This window comes from Halomonas sp. G11, assembly GCF_001663515.1.
GTDB lineage: Bacteria > Pseudomonadota > Gammaproteobacteria > Pseudomonadales > Halomonadaceae > Vreelandella.
Window position 1 is genome coordinate 21,504 of sequence record NZ_LYXG01000016.1, and the last position, 17,186, is coordinate 38,689.

Consider the following 17,186-nt stretch of genomic DNA (forward strand, 5'->3'; position numbering starts at 1 on the left):
CCCCTATGACGTCGACGACTTGGATGAATGAGATTGGCGCTTGCGTTCCTGGGCTTGCACGGCTTGCCAGCGGCTCTCGAAGGTGGCATCGAGCTCGCCCTGGGCGCTGGTCACACGGCAGCCGCCCCGGGCCAGTTGATCATCAGGCTGGAGTTTCCAGTTGGCGGCTTCTAGCTCAGCCCCGAGATATTCTTCGACAATCGCGTGGTCATCGGGGTTTAACCACAGCCGCTGTTGGCCGACAAGCGGTGGGTCGGTATGCAGTAGCTCGCGAACCAGTGTCAAAATACGTTCGGGCGTTTCATTCAGCGCCTCGGCAGCCAGCTGCTTGCCTGTTGTGGTGGCCAACGCCACCAGGTCATGGGCAATGGCGTCGTCAATTTGCGTGAGTGCGTCCGAAAACTGCTTGGCAAGGTTGCCAAGCGGCGCCAAGGTGTCTTTTGTTTGCTGAGCGAGTTCCTGTTCGGCCTGCTGGCGGCCTTCCTCAAGCCCTTTTGCAAAGCCCTCTTCATGACCGCGGGCGAGGCCCGCTTGATAACCGTCCGCCTCGGCTTGCTCGCGTAGCTTGTTGTATTCTTCCTGGCGCGCCTGCTCTTCTCGACGCTGAGCCTCCCTGGCGGCCTTCTGTGCGGCGTCGATCTTGCGCTGGTGGGACGATGTAGGCGCTGAGGCCTCATTTTCGCCAGTACCGGCCGGGCGCAGGAGCTCATCCATCTGCCAGCGCCGCCACTGGTGGTGACGATCGAACTGCGGCGATTGGGTCTCAGACATACTCGTCATCTCCTCCTGCCAGGACGATTTCGCCCGAATCCGCCAGGCGGCGCACTACCTGGAGAACCGTCTTCTGCTCGGCTTCAACCTGAGACACGCGAATGGGGCCGCGGGCTTCCATGTCCTCGCGGACCAGGTCGGCAGCGCGTTGGGACATGTTGCGCAGGAACTTGTCCACCAGGGCGTCCTGGGCACCTTTGAGGGCAATCACCAGCGAATTGGTCTCGACTTCCTGCAGGACCATCTGGATGGCGCGGTTGTCCAGGTCGAGCAGGTTCTCGAACAGGAACATCTCGTCGATAATCTTTTGCGCCAGATCTTCGCTGTGCGAGCGTACGGTCTCGATGGCGGTTTCTTCCTGCGACGAATTCATCAGGTTGAGAATCTCTGCTGCCGTTCTCACGCCACCCATCTTGCTGCGCTTGAGGTTCTGGCCGTCGAGCATGCCGGACAGCACCTCGGTCAATTCCTGCAGGGCTGCCGGCTGAACGCCGCTGAAGGTGGCGATACGCAACACCACGTCGTTGCGCTGTTTCTCTTCAAAGAGCTCAAGCACATCTGACGCCTGGTGACGATCCAGATGGACCAGGATGGTGGCAATGATCTGCGGGTGCTCATCGCGGATGAGTTCGGCGACCATCGACGCTTCCATCAGGTTGAGCGAGTCGATCCCGGATGTTTCGGCGCTGCTTTCCAGGATGTCTTCAATCAGACTGGAGGCGCGATCACTGCCCAGCGCCTTGGTAAGCACCGAGCGAATATGCTCGCTGGAGTTGAGGTTGAGCGCGACAAACTCTTCCGTCTCCTTGTGGAAGGCTTCGAGCACCGCCTTCATGTCCTCATGGGAGACCTGATGAAGACGGGTCATTTCCATGCTGATTTCCTGGACCTCTGACGCGTTCATGTACTTGAACACTTCAGCGGCGCTGTCCTCGTCCAGGGCGAGCAACAGGATGGCGCTCTTGCGAGCCCCCCCCATCTTGGCAACTACATCACTCATTGGCATTCATCCAGCTGCGCACGATCATCGCTACCATGCGGGGGTCCTCTTGTGCCATTTCACGCAGGTCGTTGAGGTTGTGCTCGTACAGCGATGTCTTGCGTCGGCGTTTCGGCTTTTGGTACGTCTCGTCGGCGTCTTCTTCGCCTTCTACTGACTCATCTTCATCATCCCCAACCCTGGCCTGAACGCCCGCACCAGGTGCGGCTGTCGCCATGACAGGCGATTCGGTATAGCGCTTGATAAGCGGCCTTAGAATCAGCAGGTACAGCAGCAGGGCGGCAAGCGCGACCAGCAGGTAGCGACCGAATTGCCCGGCGAGTTCCAGAGTGCCCCGGCGTTGCCACCACTCCGGCGTGTCGCCCGTCTCCTCTTCCATATCGACAAACGGGGTGTTGACCACATCGATGGCATCACCGCGTGCTTCAGAGAAGCCCATCGACTGGCGCACCAGGCGCTCGATCTGTTGCACTTCCTCGTTCGAGAGCGGAACCTGCTCTGGCTCACCTTCTTCGTTGATGGTTTCACGGTAGTTCACGACAACCGCTGCCGTCAGGCGCTCAACGCGACCCAGCCGGTGTTGAATGTGCTCAATGCTGCGGTCAACTTCGTAATTGACGACATCGTCCTGCTGCAGATTGCGAAGGGCATCTTCAGGGGCTTCTTCGCCGTCTTCGTCACCTTCACCGTCCTCGTCAGGCTGGTTGATGGGGGAGGGGGCTGTTCCAGGCGGTGTGTTGCTGAGTGCGCCAGGAATCCCAGTACCCAGTAGATTTTCACCGTCATACGACAGGCTTAATTGGCGGCTGCGAACGGCGGCTTCGTTAGGCGGTTGATTGGGGCCATAGCGCTCAGATGTTTCCTCCCGCTGGGAGAAGTCCACCTGAGCGGCGACCTGAGCGCGCACGTTTTCTTCGCCGAGAATCGGCGTCAGGATATGCTCGATACGCTGCTTGTAAGAACGCTCGACCTCAGCCAGGTACTCCAGTTGGCTACCATCAAGGTCATTATTGCCGCCTACGTCTGCCGACAGTAAGCGGCCGTTTTGGTTGACCACGGAGACATCTTCGGGCGCCAGCTCAGGCACGCTGCTCGATACCATGTGAACAATGGCGCTGACCTGACCGTCGCCAAGTACGCGCCCGGGCAACAGGGTCAGTACCACCGACGCTTTCGCAGGCTCTCGGTCGCGAATAAACACCGATGGCTTGGCCATCGACAGGTGAACGCGAACGCCTTCCACAGGCCCCAGTGACTCAATAGAGCGGCTTAGCTCCCCTTCCAGTCCCCGCTGATAATTGACCTGCTCGGCAAACTGACTGATCCCGAACGCCTGGTTGTCCATGAGCTCCAGGCCAACATTGCCTCCCTGCGGAAGGCCCTGCTCAGCAAGGTAGAGGCGCAGAGAATGCACCTGGTCACCGGGAACCATCAACGCCTGACCGTTGTCGCTGAAACGATAGGGCACGCCCCGGCTGTCAAGTTCGGTGATGATGCGGCCGCCGTCTGCCTCATCAAGGTTGTTATACAGCACGCGATAGTCGGGACTGCTTGCCCACATCATGAGGACGGCGATCACGGCAATGGTTGCGGCGCCGGCCACCAGAAGGGCGACAAGGGGATTTCCGCGCAACTGAGATAGCGTGCGGTCAGTAAAAGAAGTTTTCGTATTGTCACTACCAGCGCCATCACGAGCAGAGGGCGTGGTGGTGTTCGTCTGACGGCCCGCCGCAGCACCCGCTTCGCTCATGAATCCCTCCCTTGGGACAGGCAAAACAGGCAGCTGCCCAGGCACATCACCATAGAAGGCATAGGCTAAATTCCGTCGATTGCGGTTATCCGCCGAAAAGATGAGGCGTAATTATGATGAACGCCATTATCCGGTGGCTAGGCAACCATAAAGGAACGAAAAGCCTGGCTTTTTGTACGTAATTGTCCGTATGAGCTTTGTCATACTGGTGATAGGCTTCATGCGTTCAGCCATTTCACTGATCGAGGCGACATCATGAGTACTCCTGCAATACAGGCAACGCTGCAGCAGATGCAGGGGTTGGCCAGCCAAGCGGCCAATCAGCCAATGCAAAGTGGCGCACTTGTCCAGTCGGCAGGGCATGGCAGTTTTGGTGGTGAACTGCAGGCGTCCATTCAACGCATCAACCAGCTTAAGCTGGATGCAAACAACAAGGCGAAGGCGTTTCAGGCAGGAGACCCTAACCTCGAATTAGCGGATGTCATGATTGATATGCAGAAGGCGAGCGTTGCCTCTCAAATGGGGTTACAGGTGCGTAATCGCCTGGTGTCCGCCTACCGCGATGTCATGAACATGCAGGTGTAACCCCGTATCGCACTAACTGTTTGTGCTACGTCTGTTGATTGCGGTCTGTTAGTTGCGGGTTTTTGTGTCAGTGGTTCAAGCTTCCAGCGAGATGAACCGGCCGCGCATGTCTTGTAGCTGTTCGGCAATGCGGATGACTTCCTCGGCGGGAATCTGGCGAATGACATCACCCGAATCACGGTCAACCACACGAGTGATGACCCGCGACGTATCTTCGCTGATCTCAAATTCTATTCCCCGCTCTCGCATTACCTCATTGATGCGCTGGATCGGCTCGACGAGCTCACCGGCAGAAGGTTCAGCCTGTTGGCTCTCGCTGAGCTGGCTTCCAGGCGTAGGAAGGTTTTCCAATACGTCGTCAAGACGCTGTCGCGGCGACAGGATGTTCAGCTGAGCCGTCTGAACGCGGTTGATAGCGTCAATGTTGGATGAATTCATCGTTCATATTCCCCTGTTTTCGTATCTGCCCCTAGTGGCCAGCGCTGGTTAATAAGTTTTCCTGGCACGAGGCTTTATTGGAGCGGCTTTTGGGCTCTTGCTTCTGATACCTACGCTATGATAATCGGCGCTGCTAACGATAACTTTAGTGGCGACAGGGCCGTACGGGTAGATAAGTTAACTTTGTCACGCTGTTTAGCATAGTCGCTAAGCGAAACCTTGCATCGAGGGAGAGTGGCGCATCCTCGTGGTCGTCAGCTTCTGGTATTGTGTAGCGCTTTGCGCATAATCCGTTGAGGCAATGGGAGAGGTGAGGAGAGCATGGTGGCCCTTGAGGAAGAGTATGAGCGAGTCGCAAACCCGGTAGCGGTGGCGTCGCTGTTGGATACATTGGTGGAAAGCGGCGGCGCGTCGCTTTGCTTGGAGGGTGATGGCGGGCGGCCGGAACCGGTCGTGCTGATGGAGCAGCACCCGGGCGAAACGCTGGTATTGGATCTTTCGTCGGTAGATTACCTGCTCGGTCGTCTTCAGCAGGGAGAAGCTTTTTATCTGGTGGGGGAAGCGCAGGGCAAGATGTTGCGCACGCCCTTGCTTTCGTTGACCGAAACCCGTCGCTCTGGTGGGCGTTTTCTATGCTGCAGTGATTATCCCGTGTATCTGGATGTACTTCAGCGGCGCGAAGCCTTTCGCGCTGAGCTGCGCATCGGCATGCCGGTGATTGCCAGCGTCAGCATGCCCGGCCAGGAGGCGATCCACGGCGAGCTGCGCGATCTGTCCCAGCAGGGTTGTCAGTTGGAGCTGCCAATGACGGCAAGCGGCATGCTGGCAACCGCTGAGGGGCCATTGGATATTGCCTTTGAATTTCCCGACGGCACTCACTTTACGATTCAGGCCTGGGCTCGCCATCAGCGCCCGGACCCGGAGCGAAACTTGCTGCGGGTGGGCTTTCATTTTGGTGACTGTAGCCCCGAGCAAGAGCGCCAGGTCTGGTACTTCGTGTGTGAAATCGAGCGAGAATCGTCCCGCTATGCAAAGCAGCACCAGGATGAGCGCCAGCCTTCGCCGCTGTTCACTTCGCCTGCTGGTCGTGTGGGCGCCGGTGAGCATGTCGGGCGGCGCGACGTAAAGCGCTATGCCACGCCAATGGCTCGCCGCCTGGTCAAGGTTGCCGCCTTCCTGGATGGGCAAATGCTGGCGCTGCAGCAAGGCAGTGATATCGACTCGCGGCAGCTTTCCTTGTACGCCGACCGGCTAATGGATCTGCATGAGGAGGATCGTGAATCGCTGCTTTTCGCTTGTCGGTGCCTGTCGCCCGAGCCGCTGCTGGTCCGCCACGGTATCGCCGTGGCGGTTCACTTGCTGGATTTGGTAGGCGCTGGAATGCCTCGCGATGTGCGCAAAGCGGTCGTGGCCAGCGGCCTGGTTCACGATCTGGGCAAGGCGCTGGTGCCGCAGGTGTTATTCAAAGCGTCTCACTTCGAGGCGACGCACCGCCAGACGTTAAGCGAACACGTTTCGCTGGTGTTAGAGCGACTGGATAGTTGCCAGTGGCTGTCTCGGAGTGTTGCATCGGCTGTGATCAGCGGTATCAACGAGCGCATGGACGGTAGCGGCTACCCGGACGGTGTGTCGGGAGAATCGTTGAACGAGCTTGCCAAGGCCAGCGCCATTGTAGATGTCGCGGAAGCGCTGCGGCGCGACCGAAGTGATCGTCCTGCGAAAACTGCGCAGCAAATTTACCGCCATCTGTTGACCCATTCCCACCAGTTTGACCCTCATTGGATCAAGCGTTATGTCGAGCATTTCAAGGCCTTGCCGGTTGGTGCTCTGGTGCGCTTTTCCAGTGAGCAACTGGCGTGGGTGTTGCGCATCGATGAGCGGGGTAATCTCACGGAGGTGCAGCTGGCGGCGTCAGCGGATGCACCGATGCGCGATAACCTGGGTGAGACGATACGCGGGAATGTTGTCGAGAAACTGGGGCGTCCGGTTGGCGAAGTGGCCGTATCGACATAGCGATGACGTTGGTAGAAAGGGGCGAATATCTGGGGAAGAAAAACACCCTGAAGCATTAAAGTCGCTATGTCGCTCGCCGATAATCATTAAAGCAGGCGTTGACAGCGATATGCTTGCCAGTAATTTGCTTAGTGGCTGACCGCAACCGGTCGCCACGCGATGAGGAGTATTACCTATGACATACTCGCGCGGTGCAGCCGCCTATGGCCGAGGGGCCAGTGCGTATGCAAGGGTCGGCGTTGAAAGCGGCGTGATGTCGGCTGATCCCCATCAGCTGATCGTTATGCTGTTCGATGGCGCACAAGCCGCTATTCGCGCAGCCCGTATCCATATGCAAGCGGGTAACTCAGCTGAAAAGGGGCGGTCCATTTCGAAAGCGCTCGATATCGTCAACAATGGCCTGGCGGCGGCACTCGACCGCGAGAAAGGCGGCGATATTGCAGAGCAGTTAGGCTCATTGTATAGCTATACTGCACGCCTGTTGTTGGCAGCGAATTTGCGCAATGACGAAGCGAGCCTGGATGAAGCCGAGCGACTGCTTGAGGATATTGCCTCTGCATGGCGCGAAATTGGCCAACAGCAATCTGCATGAGGCACTAATGGCGGCTTCCACCACGACGCGAGATGACGCGCAACAGACGCTCATTGATACCTATGCGGCGCTACTCGACAGCGTCATGTATATGCACGAATTGGCCGATAATGATCAGTGGGCAGAGTTGATCGATCAGCGGACCCACTACGTCCTGCTGGTTGAAAAGCTGCGCGAGTTGGACGCCTCGGTGACGCTCGAGCCTTCTGCGCAGCAGCGTAAAGCGGAGCTACTGGAAGCGATTCTGGAGCAGGACGTGGAGATCCGTCGCCAGCTTATTGCCCGTCGTGATGAGTTGGGGCGGTTGATCAATGTGTCTCAACGTCAGCGCAACCTGCACCGTGCCTATGCGCCTCAACAGGCCAGAGGCAATGCGCTTGGCGGTAATGACGATCAGGCGCCGAGGTCGTCGTGAGTACCATTAACCCGCTGATCGATACCCTGCTTCATCAAGTGCTGGGGCGTCGGGGCGATGTGTCGAACCAGCGGTTAATGGATCAGCCGATTAAGCCGATAGTGCCGGGTGAGGGGCCGCGCGCCCTGATGGGGGATGCGCGCCTGGATGGCCGTGACGCCGCCTCAACGGCGCTGCGTGATACGGCGCTAAGGGATATGCGGGGGCTGCCACCCCAGCTGGACGGCGGACGACAGCCTCAACGAGGTGATGCACAGGCATTGCCGCCTGGGTCAACCCAGACGCATTTTAGCCCAGCGGCACGCAGTATTGCGGATGTATTGCTGCGCTTTCCAGCGCCACCTACCGTCATGCGTGCCGAAGCGCCGTTGATGAATGCGGCCGAATCGCCGTCATCAACACAGTTGGCAACGCGGCTCGAAGCCAGTGTGCGGGACAGTGGCCTGTTTTACGAGGCGCATCTCAAGCGCTGGTTTCAAGGTGAGACCAGTCGGCAGCAGTTATTGAGAGAGCCGCAAATGCAGCCTGGCCCGCGTGCTTCAGTGCCAACACCTCTGGCGTCGACGGCGCTAGGGGCTGGTGGGGCGCCTCAAGCTGCAGGTGGCGGCATGCCGTCATCCGGTATGGTACCGGGCGGCACCTCGCCAATGCTGATAGCGCCACCGCCGCCGGGTAATACGGCCATATTGCCCAATACACCGTTAATCCCCGTCCCCAGTGAGTCGGCGGCGCGTGCCCCGGTGGCCAATATGCCGCCCACCCAATCATCGGTGGGCAGTCCAGGCACATTTAACACGGCTGACCTCGCCACCCATGCGAAAGAGTCGTCGCAAGCGAGCATTGACGCTCGGCTGGCCCGGGACGCGCTCGACATCATGCCCAATCGCCAGCCGCGTGAAGTGGTGCATGAGAGTCTGCAAAGCTTGGTGCGTCAGCAGCTTGAAATGCTGGTGACACCCACGATTCGCTGGGAAGGCGATGTGTGGGCGGGCATTTTTATGGCGCTGGCGATTAACCTGCCAGCACGCGGGCAGCATCAGGAAGACGGTGAAGAGCAGCGGGCGTCTGATGATAGCTGGCAGTCCGATATGCAGCTTGATGTACCTGGTTTTGGCGCTTTTAGCGTGTCACTGCGACTTTATCGAGGTGTTTTGAACATTGATTTGACCACCAGTGAGGCGCAGGTGCATCAACGTCTGGAGGCCGGCGTTCCTGCGCTTGAGTCGCGTCTGGAGGCACTGGACCTGCGCAAGGTTCAAGTGCGCGCACGCTATGTGGAGGAGGCCCCGGATGTCTTCGGATGAATCGCGGCGTCAAGCGGTGGCCTTGGCCTATCAGGACCACGAGCGAGCGCCGCGGGTGGTGGCCAAGGGTTATGGCGATTTGGCAGAGCGCATCATGGCCGAGGCACAGCGTCAGGGTATTTATGTGCATGATGCGCCGGAGCTTGTCGCGCTATTGATGCAATTGGATTTGGATGCAGAGATTCCTGCCAACCTGTATCAGGTGATTGCCGAACTGTTGGTATGGGTATTTGAGCTGTCGGAGGCTGGGCTACACAAGCGTGAGAAGGCTGAGTAGCCAATGTAAACGTGGTATGCAACCATGATGTTTGGGTCAGTATCAAAAAAACCACTCATGGCGCCGGTACCATCCTAATAGAGGCGTCAGTTTCGTCCGATAGGCCACTATGAGTCAAACCAGCTTTCTCGATGAAATACAGGAAATCAATTTAGCGTACTTGCTGCTCGCACAGCGCTTGTTGAGTGAAGATCGTGAGGCCGCCATGTTCCGTCTGAAAATCGACGGTGAGGTGGCGGATCTTATCCTATCGCTCAACGCCCGGCAGCTTACGAAGTTGTCGCGAACCAACCAGCTGATTTGCCGGTTCGGTCAGACAAGCGTCGAGCGATTGAAGCAGGTGACAGCCAATCCGCGTGATCAAGGCCTCGCCAGTCTGCATGCATCACTGCTGCTGGCCGGTGAGGAGTACGAGTCGATGCCGCCGGAGGACAGCACGTGAGTCAAAAAAGCTTGGTAGACGAAATGCACCAGGTGCAGCTCGCTATTGAGCTGATTGAACTTGGGGCAAGGCTGCAGGTACTGGAGACAGAGACAGAGCTTAGCCGCACACGTCTCATCAAGCTGTACAAAGAGGTAAGAGGGATGTCGCCGCCAAAAGGCATGCTGCCGTTTTCAACCGACTGGTTCATTACCTGGCTGCCCAACATCCACTCATCTTTGTTTTACAACATCTATACGAGCTTGGTGGAAGAAGCTGACTGTGAGCGCATTGATGCCTTCGTGAAGGCCTATCGGTTGTATGGTGAGCAAATTGATGTTGAGGGTGTAGAACCGGTTTTGGGGCTGACGCGTGCCTGGACGCTGGTACGTTTCTTCGAGAGCGACCTGCTCCAGCTGACGCCGTGTACCCGTTGCGGTGGTCGCTTTGTTGCGCATGCCCATAACCCGATGCACGACTATGTGTGCGGCATTTGCCAACCGCCCTCCCGGGCAGGCAAAACGCGGCAGATGTGTAAATCGGCATCAACCATTAAATGACTTTTGACGTAACGGGTCGCCGTCGGTTCCGTTATAGACCATTGAAATAGTGAAGGACACTGCCTGTGCTGATCCTCTTAGGTTACATCGTCGTATTACTGTCGGTATTTGGTGGCTACGTGCTGGCGGGGGGCAGCATGGGGCCCCTGTTTCAGCCCCTGGAGCTGCTGATGATCGGCGGTGCCGGGGTAGGGGCCTTTCTTGCTGCAAACAACGGCAAGGCCATCAAGGCCACCTTTAAAATCATGCCGAAGCTGAAGCGCACCAAAAAGTACAACAAGGCGATGTACATGGAGTTGATGGCGCTGCAGTACAAGCTGCTTTCCAAGATTCGTCGTGAAGGCATGCTCGGTATTGAGCGGGATATCGACAACCCTCAGGAAAGCCCGCTGTTTCAAGAGCATCCCTCGGTGCTGGCAGATCCACACATCATGAACTTCCTTACCGATTATCTACGCCTGATGGTCAGCGGCGGCATGGAGCCCATGGAAATCGACGAGCTGATGCTGCATGAAATCGAGGCATTCGAGCAGGAAGCCCACATCCCCATCGACGCGATTTCCAAAGTCGGCGATGCGATGCCTGCCTTTGGCATCGTGGCGGCGGTAATGGGCGTGGTGAAAGCGTTGACCTATGCCGATGCCGGTCCTGAGCAGATGGGGGAGATGATCGCTCACGCCCTGGTGGGTACCTTCCTGGGCATTCTGCTGGGTTACGGATTTATCAACCCGGTAGCCAGCACGATCGATCGGCAGGCGAAAGAGGCGGAAAAAATGCTCCAGTGCGTCCGCGTGACGCTTTTGGCAAGTCTGCATGGCTACGCGCCTCAGCTAGCGGTGGAGTTTGGCAGGAAGGCGCTGCACAGTACTGAGCGTCCCACCTTCAATGAGCTGGAAGACTATGTACGCGATGCGAAAAAGGCTGGTAGTGCATGAGTACGGCGGGTGATAAGCGGCCGATCATTATTCGGCGCAAGAAAGTCGTGCATGCGCACCACGGCGGCGCATGGAAAATAGCCCTTGCCGACTTCATGACGGCGCTGATGGCGTTGTTCCTGGTGCTGTGGATACTCAGTGTATCCAGCGACGAAGAGCGCCAAGGCGTCGCCGAATATTTCAGCACGCCGCTGACAAGCGCGATTACCGGTGGTGACCGTTCCGGAAGCACGAGTGCGATTCCTGGCGGCGGCCCTGACCCGACGCATAGCGATGGTGAGCGCGCACGCATTGATTTAAGGCAGGCAACGCGGCCCAGTGAGCAAGAGCGTCAGTTTTTCATGGATGTGCAGGAGCGCATCGAGCGTGCCATCGAGCTCGATCCTGAACTACGCGAGTTGCGCTCACAGCTGCGTTTTGACCTGACGCGCGAGGGCCTGCGTATTCAGGTCCTGGATACCGAGCAGCGACCCATGTTCGAGTTGGGCAGCGACCAGGTGGCGCCCTATATGCGTAATCTGCTGCGAACCATAGCACCGCTGCTCAATGAGCTGCCCAATGACCTGAGCATCGGTGGCCACACGGATAACGTGCCCTATGCCGGTGGCTATCGCGGATATAGCAATTGGGAACTGTCGAATGACCGGGCCAACGCCTCCCGCCGGGAACTGGTCGCGGGAGGACTTGATCCGGGTCAACTGTTGCGTGTTTCCGGCTATGCAGACCGGGTGCTGCTGCCTGACACTGAGCCCGACGACCCGATTAATCGGCGCATTGAACTGATCGTGCTGTTACCTGAAATTGCCGAGGCCATCCGCAATCCAGTAGTGATGGAGACCGATGTTTCCACGGTGCTATCAGAAACCGCGGAAGACGCAAGTGGCGTACCTGACGACGCGCCACCCGTTGAAAATCCGGAGCAAGCGATAGACCCGGAACAACCAAGTTTAGAACAAGAGACAACGAGCGCCGAATAATGCTGCGCTTGTGCTAACACTTTGACGTGAAGGTAGGGGATGGTGCATGGATATAGCCGATTTTTTTGACACCTTTTTTGAAGAGGCAGAAGAGCTGCTCGCGGATATGGAGCAGCACCTGCTAGAGCTTGATGTGGATAATCCTGACAGCGAGCAGCTCGACGCTATTTTTCGTGCAGCACATTCGATTAAAGGGGGCGCAGGCACCTTCGGATTTAGCGTTCTGCAAAACACCACACACATCATGGAAAATCTTCTGGATTACGCGCGTAAAGGGGAGCTAGCGCTGCGGGCTGACCTCGTTGATACATTTTTAGAGGCTAAAGACATTATGCACGAGCAATTAAATGCCTATCGCAACGAGGAAGAGCCTGACCAGGAAACGTATGAGCGGATTTGCCAAACGCTTCAGCAGATAGCCCTCGAAGAGATTGGCCAGTCCCTCGAAGCGCCCGCTGAAACAGCATCGTCGGCAGAATCAACTGAAGAGGCGTCCGCCGATGGTTCCTCTGCGGGTGACGCATCAGAGACAAATAGCACGCGTCATTTGAAGGTGGCGCTGATCAATGTGGATGACAAGGATCGTCTCCTGCTGGTCGAAGAGTTGGAGCAGCTGGGCGATATCGAGTCCCAGTCGGGCGACGATAAGCGCTACGAGGTCGTGCTCAGTGGTAGCGTCAGTGCTGACGATATTGAAGCGGTCATGTGCTTTATTATCGAGCCCGACCAAATTGATATCCAGCCGCTTGCATCGGGCGAGGTGAAAGCTGACGCGCCAGCAGCGCAGCCTGAAGCCGAGCCAACTGCCGACCAGGAAGCCGCGCCACCCGCGTCATCAACGGAACAAAAAGCGTCACCGTCGGCACCTGCCAAAGCCGAGACCGGCGATGGGCAGGCCAAGGGTAAAGCGAAGAAAGCCGCCCCCGAGTCCTCGTCGATACGTGTATCGGTGGACAAGGTCGACCAGATTATCAATCTCGTCGGCGAGCTGATCATCACCCAGTCGATGCTCGATCAAACGGTCAGCGACCTGGGTGACCAGTCGGGTGCCAACAGCTCGCTGCAAAGCGGCATGAGCCTGTTACAACGCAATGCCCGGGACCTGCAGGAATCGGTCATGTCGATCCGCATGATTCCCATGGAATTTGTGTTTAGCCGTTTTCCCCGGGTCGTACGCGATACCGCGGGTAAGCTGGGCAAGGAAATCGAGCTTGTCACCGAAGGCAAATCTACCGAACTGGATAAAAGCCTGGTGGAACGAATTACCGATCCGCTAACCCACCTGGTGCGCAACAGCCTTGATCATGGCATTGAAATGCCCGAGGTACGCGAGTCCATCGGCAAACCGCGCACCGGCAAGCTGACATTGGCTGCCCGGCATCAGGGCGGCAATATCCTGATCGAGGTGCGTGACGACGGCGCTGGCCTTGATCGCGATCGCCTGCTTGCCAAAGCCAAGGAAAACGGTCTCAACGTATCCGACTCCATGTCGGATGAAGATGTCTATCAGCTGATTTTTGCGCCTGGTTTCTCCACCGCCAACGAAGTGACCGATGTATCGGGTCGCGGCGTCGGTATGGACGTGGTGAAACGCAATATCCAGGGCATGGGTGGGCGTGTCGAGATCCAGTCCAAAAAAGGTGAAGGCACCATCACGAGCATCGTGTTGCCGCTGACACTGGCCATTCTGGACGGCATGTCGATTAAAGTGGGTGGTGAAACCTTTATTCTGCCGCTTTCCACGGTGCTGGAGTCTTTGCAGCCCAATAAAGATGACATGTATGCCATGGCAGGCGACGACGTCGTGCTCAAGGTGCGGGACGAATACCTGCCGGTGATCGCCATTCACGAAGTGATGGACGTCGAAAATGCCATTACCGACCCGACGAAGAGCATCGCGGTGATCGTGCAAGGTGAGGGGCGGCGCTATGCCATGCTGGTCGACGAGCTGGTTGGTCAGCAGCAGGTCGTGGTCAAGAACCTGGAAGATAACTACCGCAAAGTGCCCGGCATCTCAGCCGCCACCATTCTCGGCGACGGCAGCGTGGCACTGATTCTGGATATTTCCGGCTTGCATCGACTGAGTCGGGCAAAAAAAGAGGCTGCAAAACCAGCCAAAACGCAAACCATGTCTTTTTACAAGGAGTCTGAACCGTCATGAGCCAAGCAAACGATAGGGCGGTCCTCGCGACTGAAGCGGATAACAGTGAATTCCTGGTGTTCTCGCTAGGTGATGAAGAGTACGCCATCGATATCCTGAAAGTTCAGGAAATTCGCGGCTACGAGAACGTTACGCGCATTGCCAACGCACCTGACTTCATTAAAGGGGTGACCAACCTGCGCGGCGTGATCGTGCCGATCGTCGACCTGCGCATCAAGTTCCACCTTGAAAATGTCGAGTACGGCGGCCAAACCGTGGTGATCGTGGTCAACGTGGCCGACCGGATTGTGGGTATCGTGGTTGACGGCGTGTCCGATGTGATGACGCTGACGCCCGACCAGATCAAGCCTGCTCCCGAATTTGGCGTCACGCTGTCGTCTGATTTCCTGAGCGGACTCGGCAGTCTGGACGATCGCATGTTGGTGATCGTCGATATCGACAAACTGCTCACCAGCGAAGAGATGGCCTTGGTGGACGGCGCCAGCCAGAGCTAAAGAAAGTTGACGACACCGGGAAGGGTGTCCAGGGATCTGCGGTCAGCGCCCTCACCACAATGGAGTGAGGGGGGCGCTTCTGACGATAAGGAGTGCGGTAGGTGGGGCAGGTGATTCGGCAAGTAATGAATAACATGACCGTCCGGCTGAGCTGGGGGCTGGTGCTGGTGACGCTATCGACGATGGTGCTGGTGGCGTGTGGTATCGGCCTGTATGCCCTTCATCATGGGGCAGATATCGTGCAAAACAGCAGCGATCTCGCCTCCCAGCAGCAGGCGTTCACGGCGTTCGCTGAGCAAATACGCTGGAGTTTGCTAGCGGTGGTGCTGGTGACGCTCGCCACGGTGGTGGCCGTGGTTTGGGGCGTGGCAGCGAATGTACTGCGCCCGTTGGACAATCTGGTGGGTTACTTCGAACGCATGGCAAAAGGCGACTTAAACCAGCAGATTACCGCGCCCGGTAATAACGAAATTGGTCGTTTGTACGTTGCGATGGCGCATATGCAAGCGTCGCTGTCGCAAACGGTGGGCGTCGTCCGTACCAGTGGGGCGTCGATTTTTGAGCGTTCCCAGCAGATCGCCAGTGGCAACAACGATCTGTCATCACGTACCGAGCAGCAGGCGTCCTCACTGGAGGAAACCGCTTCCAGCATGGAGCAGCTTGCCTCAACGGTCGGCCATAATGCGGATAACGCCCGCCAGGCAAGCCAACTGGCGGAAAACGCCACCCTGACAGCACGGCGCAGCGGTGAGGAAGTTGGCGAGATCGTCGATACCATGCAGGAGATCAGCGCCAGCTCGCACCAGGTCGCCGATATCATTACCCTTATTGATAATATCGCCTTCCAGACCAATATCCTGGCGCTAAACGCGTCGGTCGAAGCGGCGCGGGCTGGCGAGCACGGCAGAGGGTTTGCAGTGGTGGCACAGGAAGTTCGCAGTCTCGCCAGCCGCAGCGCCAGTGCGGCAAAGGATATTCGAACCCTGATCGACACCTCGCTGAGCAAGGTCGATGTCGGTACTGAGCGGGTCAATCAGGCCGGCAAGACAATGCAGGACCTGGTGGCTGCCGTGCAGCGGGTCAGCGACATCATGGATGAAATTGCGGCCGCTTCCGAAGAGCAGAGTAACGGTATCGGCCAGGTTAACCAGGCCGTGGCGCAAATGGATCAAGTGGTTCAGCAAAATGCCGAGCTGGTGCAACAGGCCGCATTCAGCGCGAACGAACTGGAAGACGAAGCCGGGCGACTGCGCGAAGCCGTTGAGCGCTTTCGCGTTGCCGAGTCGCTGACGCCCCCCGCGAGCAAGCCCCGCGCCGCCCCTTCATTAACCGCTCAGCCAGCCCGGTCTGCCGCGCCAGCGTCAGCCGCTACGGCAGATGAATGGGAAGCGTTTTAAACACCAAAGACGTAATGCAAACACGCTCAAGTCAGCGGGTTTCAAGCCGATAGTATAAAAGCTGGGTGTCAATAGCACGTCGACCAGAGGCATGCCGCTCTACCGGGCGGTGTGCCTCTGGCGCCAGCAGTCGGTTATTTTTCAGACTCACCGTGTCGTGCAACCCACGTTGGCTGACAAGCAGGCGGGTTAAGGCTTTGTAGAGGAGTGGCGCATATTTTGACCGAGCAACGTGAACGAGTCGACATCGGCCAATGGGCATCCGGCAGCCAGATCGAGCGCGACCTGGAACTGACCGATGCCGACTTTACCCGTGTCCGCGAGTTGATTTATCAGCGCGCAGGCATTGTGCTGGCCGAGCATAAGCGCGAAATGGTCTATAGCCGTTTAGCGAAACGGCTACGTCATCACGGGATGACTCGGTTTGGCGACTACCTTGCGCGCCTTGAGCGTCAGCCGGATGCTAAAGAGTGGGAGGCGTTTACCAATGCGCTAACCACCAATCTCACGGCCTTTTTCCGTGAGGCCCATCACTTTCCGTTGTTGGCTGAGCATATAAAGGACAAACAGGGGCCTGTGTCGGTGTGGTGCTCGGCCGCATCCACCGGTGAAGAACCTTACTCGATTGCCATGACGCTGCTCGAAACGCTGGGTAGCCGAGCCTCCCAGTCCAGCGTCATTGCGACGGATATCGACACTGACGCCCTGAACAAGGCGCGCAAGGGCGTCTATCCCCAGGAGCAGGTGCGCAAGCTTGACGAGGCGCGGGTCAAGCGTTTCTTCCAGAAGGGCACCGGTAACCATCTTGGACTGGCCCGCGTGCGACCTGAAGTATCAACGCTGGTCGAGTTCATGCCCATGAACCTGCTGGCGCCCCAATGGCCCGTTAAAGGCCCTTTTGACGTGATCTTTTGTCGGAACATCATGATTTATTTTGATAAGGATACCCAGGCAAAAATTCTTAAGCGCTTCGCCCCCCTGCTCAAACCCGACGGCCTTCTGTTTGCCGGCCATTCGGAGAATTTTTCCTACATCAGCGATGCATTCAAGTTGCGTGGGCAAACTGTTTACACCCTGGCAAACAAATAAAACGCCC

At 57.6% G+C, this 17,186-nt stretch carries 18 protein-coding genes; 14 read left to right on the forward strand and 4 right to left on the reverse strand.

The genetic code is table 11. The annotated features are described in order from the left end of the window. Window positions 1–3: 3 nt before the first annotated feature. From ADS46_RS08660 to fliF, 3 genes are read right to left on the reverse strand one after another with little or no spacing between them, the layout of a single operon-like run. A complete protein-coding gene (locus ADS46_RS08660; protein WP_066318916.1) occupies window positions 4–771 on the reverse strand; it encodes a flagellar assembly protein FliH in 768 nt (255 codons plus the stop codon). Then, window positions 764–1,777, reverse strand: coding sequence for a flagellar motor switch protein FliG (gene fliG, locus ADS46_RS08665; protein ID WP_234346795.1), 1,014 nt, complete (start codon window positions 1,775–1,777; stop codon window positions 764–766). Before fliG ends, ADS46_RS08660 begins: the two co-directional genes overlap by 8 nt. Next, window positions 1,764–3,521: a flagellar basal-body MS-ring/collar protein FliF gene (gene fliF / locus ADS46_RS08670; RefSeq protein WP_066318921.1), complete on the reverse strand. Its 1,758-nt coding sequence runs from the start codon at window positions 3,519–3,521 to the stop codon at window positions 1,764–1,766. The genes fliG and fliF overlap by 14 nt, the downstream gene beginning before the upstream one ends. A 255-nt stretch (window positions 3,522–3,776) precedes the next feature. On the opposite strand from fliF, the gene fliE reads away from it, so the two are divergent. Continuing rightward, on the forward strand, window positions 3,777–4,106 hold the full coding sequence (gene fliE / locus ADS46_RS08675) for a flagellar hook-basal body complex protein FliE (RefSeq protein ID WP_066318923.1): 330 nt from the start codon (window positions 3,777–3,779) through the stop codon (window positions 4,104–4,106). 75 nt (window positions 4,107–4,181) lie between these two features. Here the strand turns inward: fliE and ADS46_RS08680 are convergent, their stop codons facing one another. Beyond that, on the reverse strand, window positions 4,182–4,544 hold the full coding sequence (locus ADS46_RS08680) for a flagellar protein FlaG (protein ID WP_066318926.1): 363 nt from the start codon (window positions 4,542–4,544) through the stop codon (window positions 4,182–4,184). A gap of 321 nt (window positions 4,545–4,865) precedes the next feature. Between ADS46_RS08680 and ADS46_RS08685 the strand changes: the two genes are divergently transcribed. The 13 genes from ADS46_RS08685 to cheR all read left to right on the forward strand — a co-directional run bounded on the left by ADS46_RS08685 (window position 4,866) and on the right by cheR (window position 17,179). Next, entirely contained in the window at window positions 4,866–6,557 is a 1,692-nt protein-coding gene (locus ADS46_RS08685) for an HD domain-containing phosphohydrolase (protein WP_066318929.1), read from the forward strand. 175 nt (window positions 6,558–6,732) lie between these two features. Next, the gene (gene fliS / locus ADS46_RS08690; protein ID WP_066318931.1) at window positions 6,733–7,149 is read left to right on the forward strand and encodes a flagellar export chaperone FliS; all 417 of its coding nucleotides are present in this window, start codon (window positions 6,733–6,735) and stop codon (window positions 7,147–7,149) included. A gap of 7 nt (window positions 7,150–7,156) precedes the next feature. After that, a complete protein-coding gene (fliT, locus tag ADS46_RS08695; protein WP_066318934.1) occupies window positions 7,157–7,564 on the forward strand; it encodes a flagellar protein FliT in 408 nt (135 codons plus the stop codon). Next, window positions 7,561–8,868 (forward strand): flagellar hook-length control protein FliK, encoded by a 1,308-nt coding sequence (locus ADS46_RS08700; RefSeq protein ID WP_066318937.1) that lies wholly within the window; start codon window positions 7,561–7,563, stop codon window positions 8,866–8,868. Before fliT ends, ADS46_RS08700 begins: the two co-directional genes overlap by 4 nt. Further along, a complete protein-coding gene (locus ADS46_RS08705; protein WP_066318940.1) occupies window positions 8,855–9,145 on the forward strand; it encodes an EscU/YscU/HrcU family type III secretion system export apparatus switch protein in 291 nt (96 codons plus the stop codon). Before ADS46_RS08700 ends, ADS46_RS08705 begins: the two co-directional genes overlap by 14 nt. A 109-nt stretch (window positions 9,146–9,254) precedes the next feature. Continuing rightward, the gene (flhD, locus tag ADS46_RS08710) at window positions 9,255–9,587 is read left to right on the forward strand and encodes a flagellar transcriptional regulator FlhD (protein ID WP_066318943.1); all 333 of its coding nucleotides are present in this window, start codon (window positions 9,255–9,257) and stop codon (window positions 9,585–9,587) included. Then, window positions 9,584–10,126 carry a flagellar transcriptional regulator FlhC gene (gene flhC, locus ADS46_RS08715; RefSeq protein ID WP_066318945.1) on the forward strand — a complete coding sequence of 181 codons (543 nt, stop codon included), beginning with the start codon at window positions 9,584–9,586 and terminating at the stop codon, window positions 10,124–10,126. The genes flhD and flhC overlap by 4 nt, the downstream gene beginning before the upstream one ends. A 65-nt stretch (window positions 10,127–10,191) precedes the next feature. Then, a complete protein-coding gene (gene motA, locus ADS46_RS08720; protein ID WP_066318948.1) occupies window positions 10,192–11,061 on the forward strand; it encodes a flagellar motor stator protein MotA in 870 nt (289 codons plus the stop codon). Further along, entirely contained in the window at window positions 11,058–12,038 is a 981-nt protein-coding gene (gene motB / locus ADS46_RS08725; protein WP_066318950.1) for a flagellar motor protein MotB, read from the forward strand. Before motA ends, motB begins: the two co-directional genes overlap by 4 nt. A gap of 46 nt (window positions 12,039–12,084) precedes the next feature. Continuing rightward, the gene (cheA, locus tag ADS46_RS08730) at window positions 12,085–14,199 is read left to right on the forward strand and encodes a chemotaxis protein CheA (RefSeq protein WP_066318952.1); all 2,115 of its coding nucleotides are present in this window, start codon (window positions 12,085–12,087) and stop codon (window positions 14,197–14,199) included. Further along, window positions 14,196–14,693 carry a chemotaxis protein CheW gene (gene cheW / locus ADS46_RS08735; protein WP_066318954.1) on the forward strand — a complete coding sequence of 166 codons (498 nt, stop codon included), beginning with the start codon at window positions 14,196–14,198 and terminating at the stop codon, window positions 14,691–14,693. The genes cheA and cheW overlap by 4 nt, the downstream gene beginning before the upstream one ends. 125 nt (window positions 14,694–14,818) lie before the next feature. Continuing rightward, window positions 14,819–16,090 (forward strand): methyl-accepting chemotaxis protein, encoded by a 1,272-nt coding sequence (locus ADS46_RS08740; RefSeq protein WP_066318956.1) that lies wholly within the window; start codon window positions 14,819–14,821, stop codon window positions 16,088–16,090. 219 nt (window positions 16,091–16,309) lie between these two features. Then, window positions 16,310–17,179, forward strand: a complete 870-nt coding sequence (cheR, locus tag ADS46_RS08745; protein WP_066319025.1) for a protein-glutamate O-methyltransferase CheR — start codon at window positions 16,310–16,312, stop codon at window positions 17,177–17,179. Window positions 17,180–17,186: the final 7 nt, after the last annotated feature.

Excerpts from the sequence above, each read along its gene's own strand:
- ADS46_RS08660 (WP_066318916.1), bottom strand. The coding sequence starts at position 771 with ATGTCTGAGACCCAATCGCCGCAGTTCGATCGTCACCACCAGTGGCGG.
- fliG (WP_234346795.1), bottom strand. The coding sequence starts at position 1,777 with ATGCCAATGAGTGATGTAGTTGCCAAGATGGGGGGGGCTCGCAAGAGC.
- fliF (WP_066318921.1), bottom strand. The coding sequence starts at position 3,521 with ATGAGCGAAGCGGGTGCTGCGGCGGGCCGTCAGACGAACACCACCACG.
- fliE (WP_066318923.1), top strand. The coding sequence starts at position 3,777 with ATGAGTACTCCTGCAATACAGGCAACGCTGCAGCAGATGCAGGGGTTG.
- ADS46_RS08680 (WP_066318926.1), bottom strand. The coding sequence starts at position 4,544 with ATGAATTCATCCAACATTGACGCTATCAACCGCGTTCAGACGGCTCAG.
- ADS46_RS08685 (WP_066318929.1), top strand. The coding sequence starts at position 4,866 with ATGGTGGCCCTTGAGGAAGAGTATGAGCGAGTCGCAAACCCGGTAGCG.
- fliS (WP_066318931.1), top strand. The coding sequence starts at position 6,733 with ATGACATACTCGCGCGGTGCAGCCGCCTATGGCCGAGGGGCCAGTGCG.
- fliT (WP_066318934.1), top strand. The coding sequence starts at position 7,157 with ATGGCGGCTTCCACCACGACGCGAGATGACGCGCAACAGACGCTCATT.
- ADS46_RS08705 (WP_066318940.1), top strand. The coding sequence starts at position 8,855 with ATGTCTTCGGATGAATCGCGGCGTCAAGCGGTGGCCTTGGCCTATCAG.
- flhD (WP_066318943.1), top strand. The coding sequence starts at position 9,255 with ATGAGTCAAACCAGCTTTCTCGATGAAATACAGGAAATCAATTTAGCG.
- motB (WP_066318950.1), top strand. The coding sequence starts at position 11,058 with ATGAGTACGGCGGGTGATAAGCGGCCGATCATTATTCGGCGCAAGAAA.
- cheA (WP_066318952.1), top strand. The coding sequence starts at position 12,085 with ATGGATATAGCCGATTTTTTTGACACCTTTTTTGAAGAGGCAGAAGAG.
- cheW (WP_066318954.1), top strand. The coding sequence starts at position 14,196 with ATGAGCCAAGCAAACGATAGGGCGGTCCTCGCGACTGAAGCGGATAAC.
- ADS46_RS08740 (WP_066318956.1), top strand. The coding sequence starts at position 14,819 with ATGAATAACATGACCGTCCGGCTGAGCTGGGGGCTGGTGCTGGTGACG.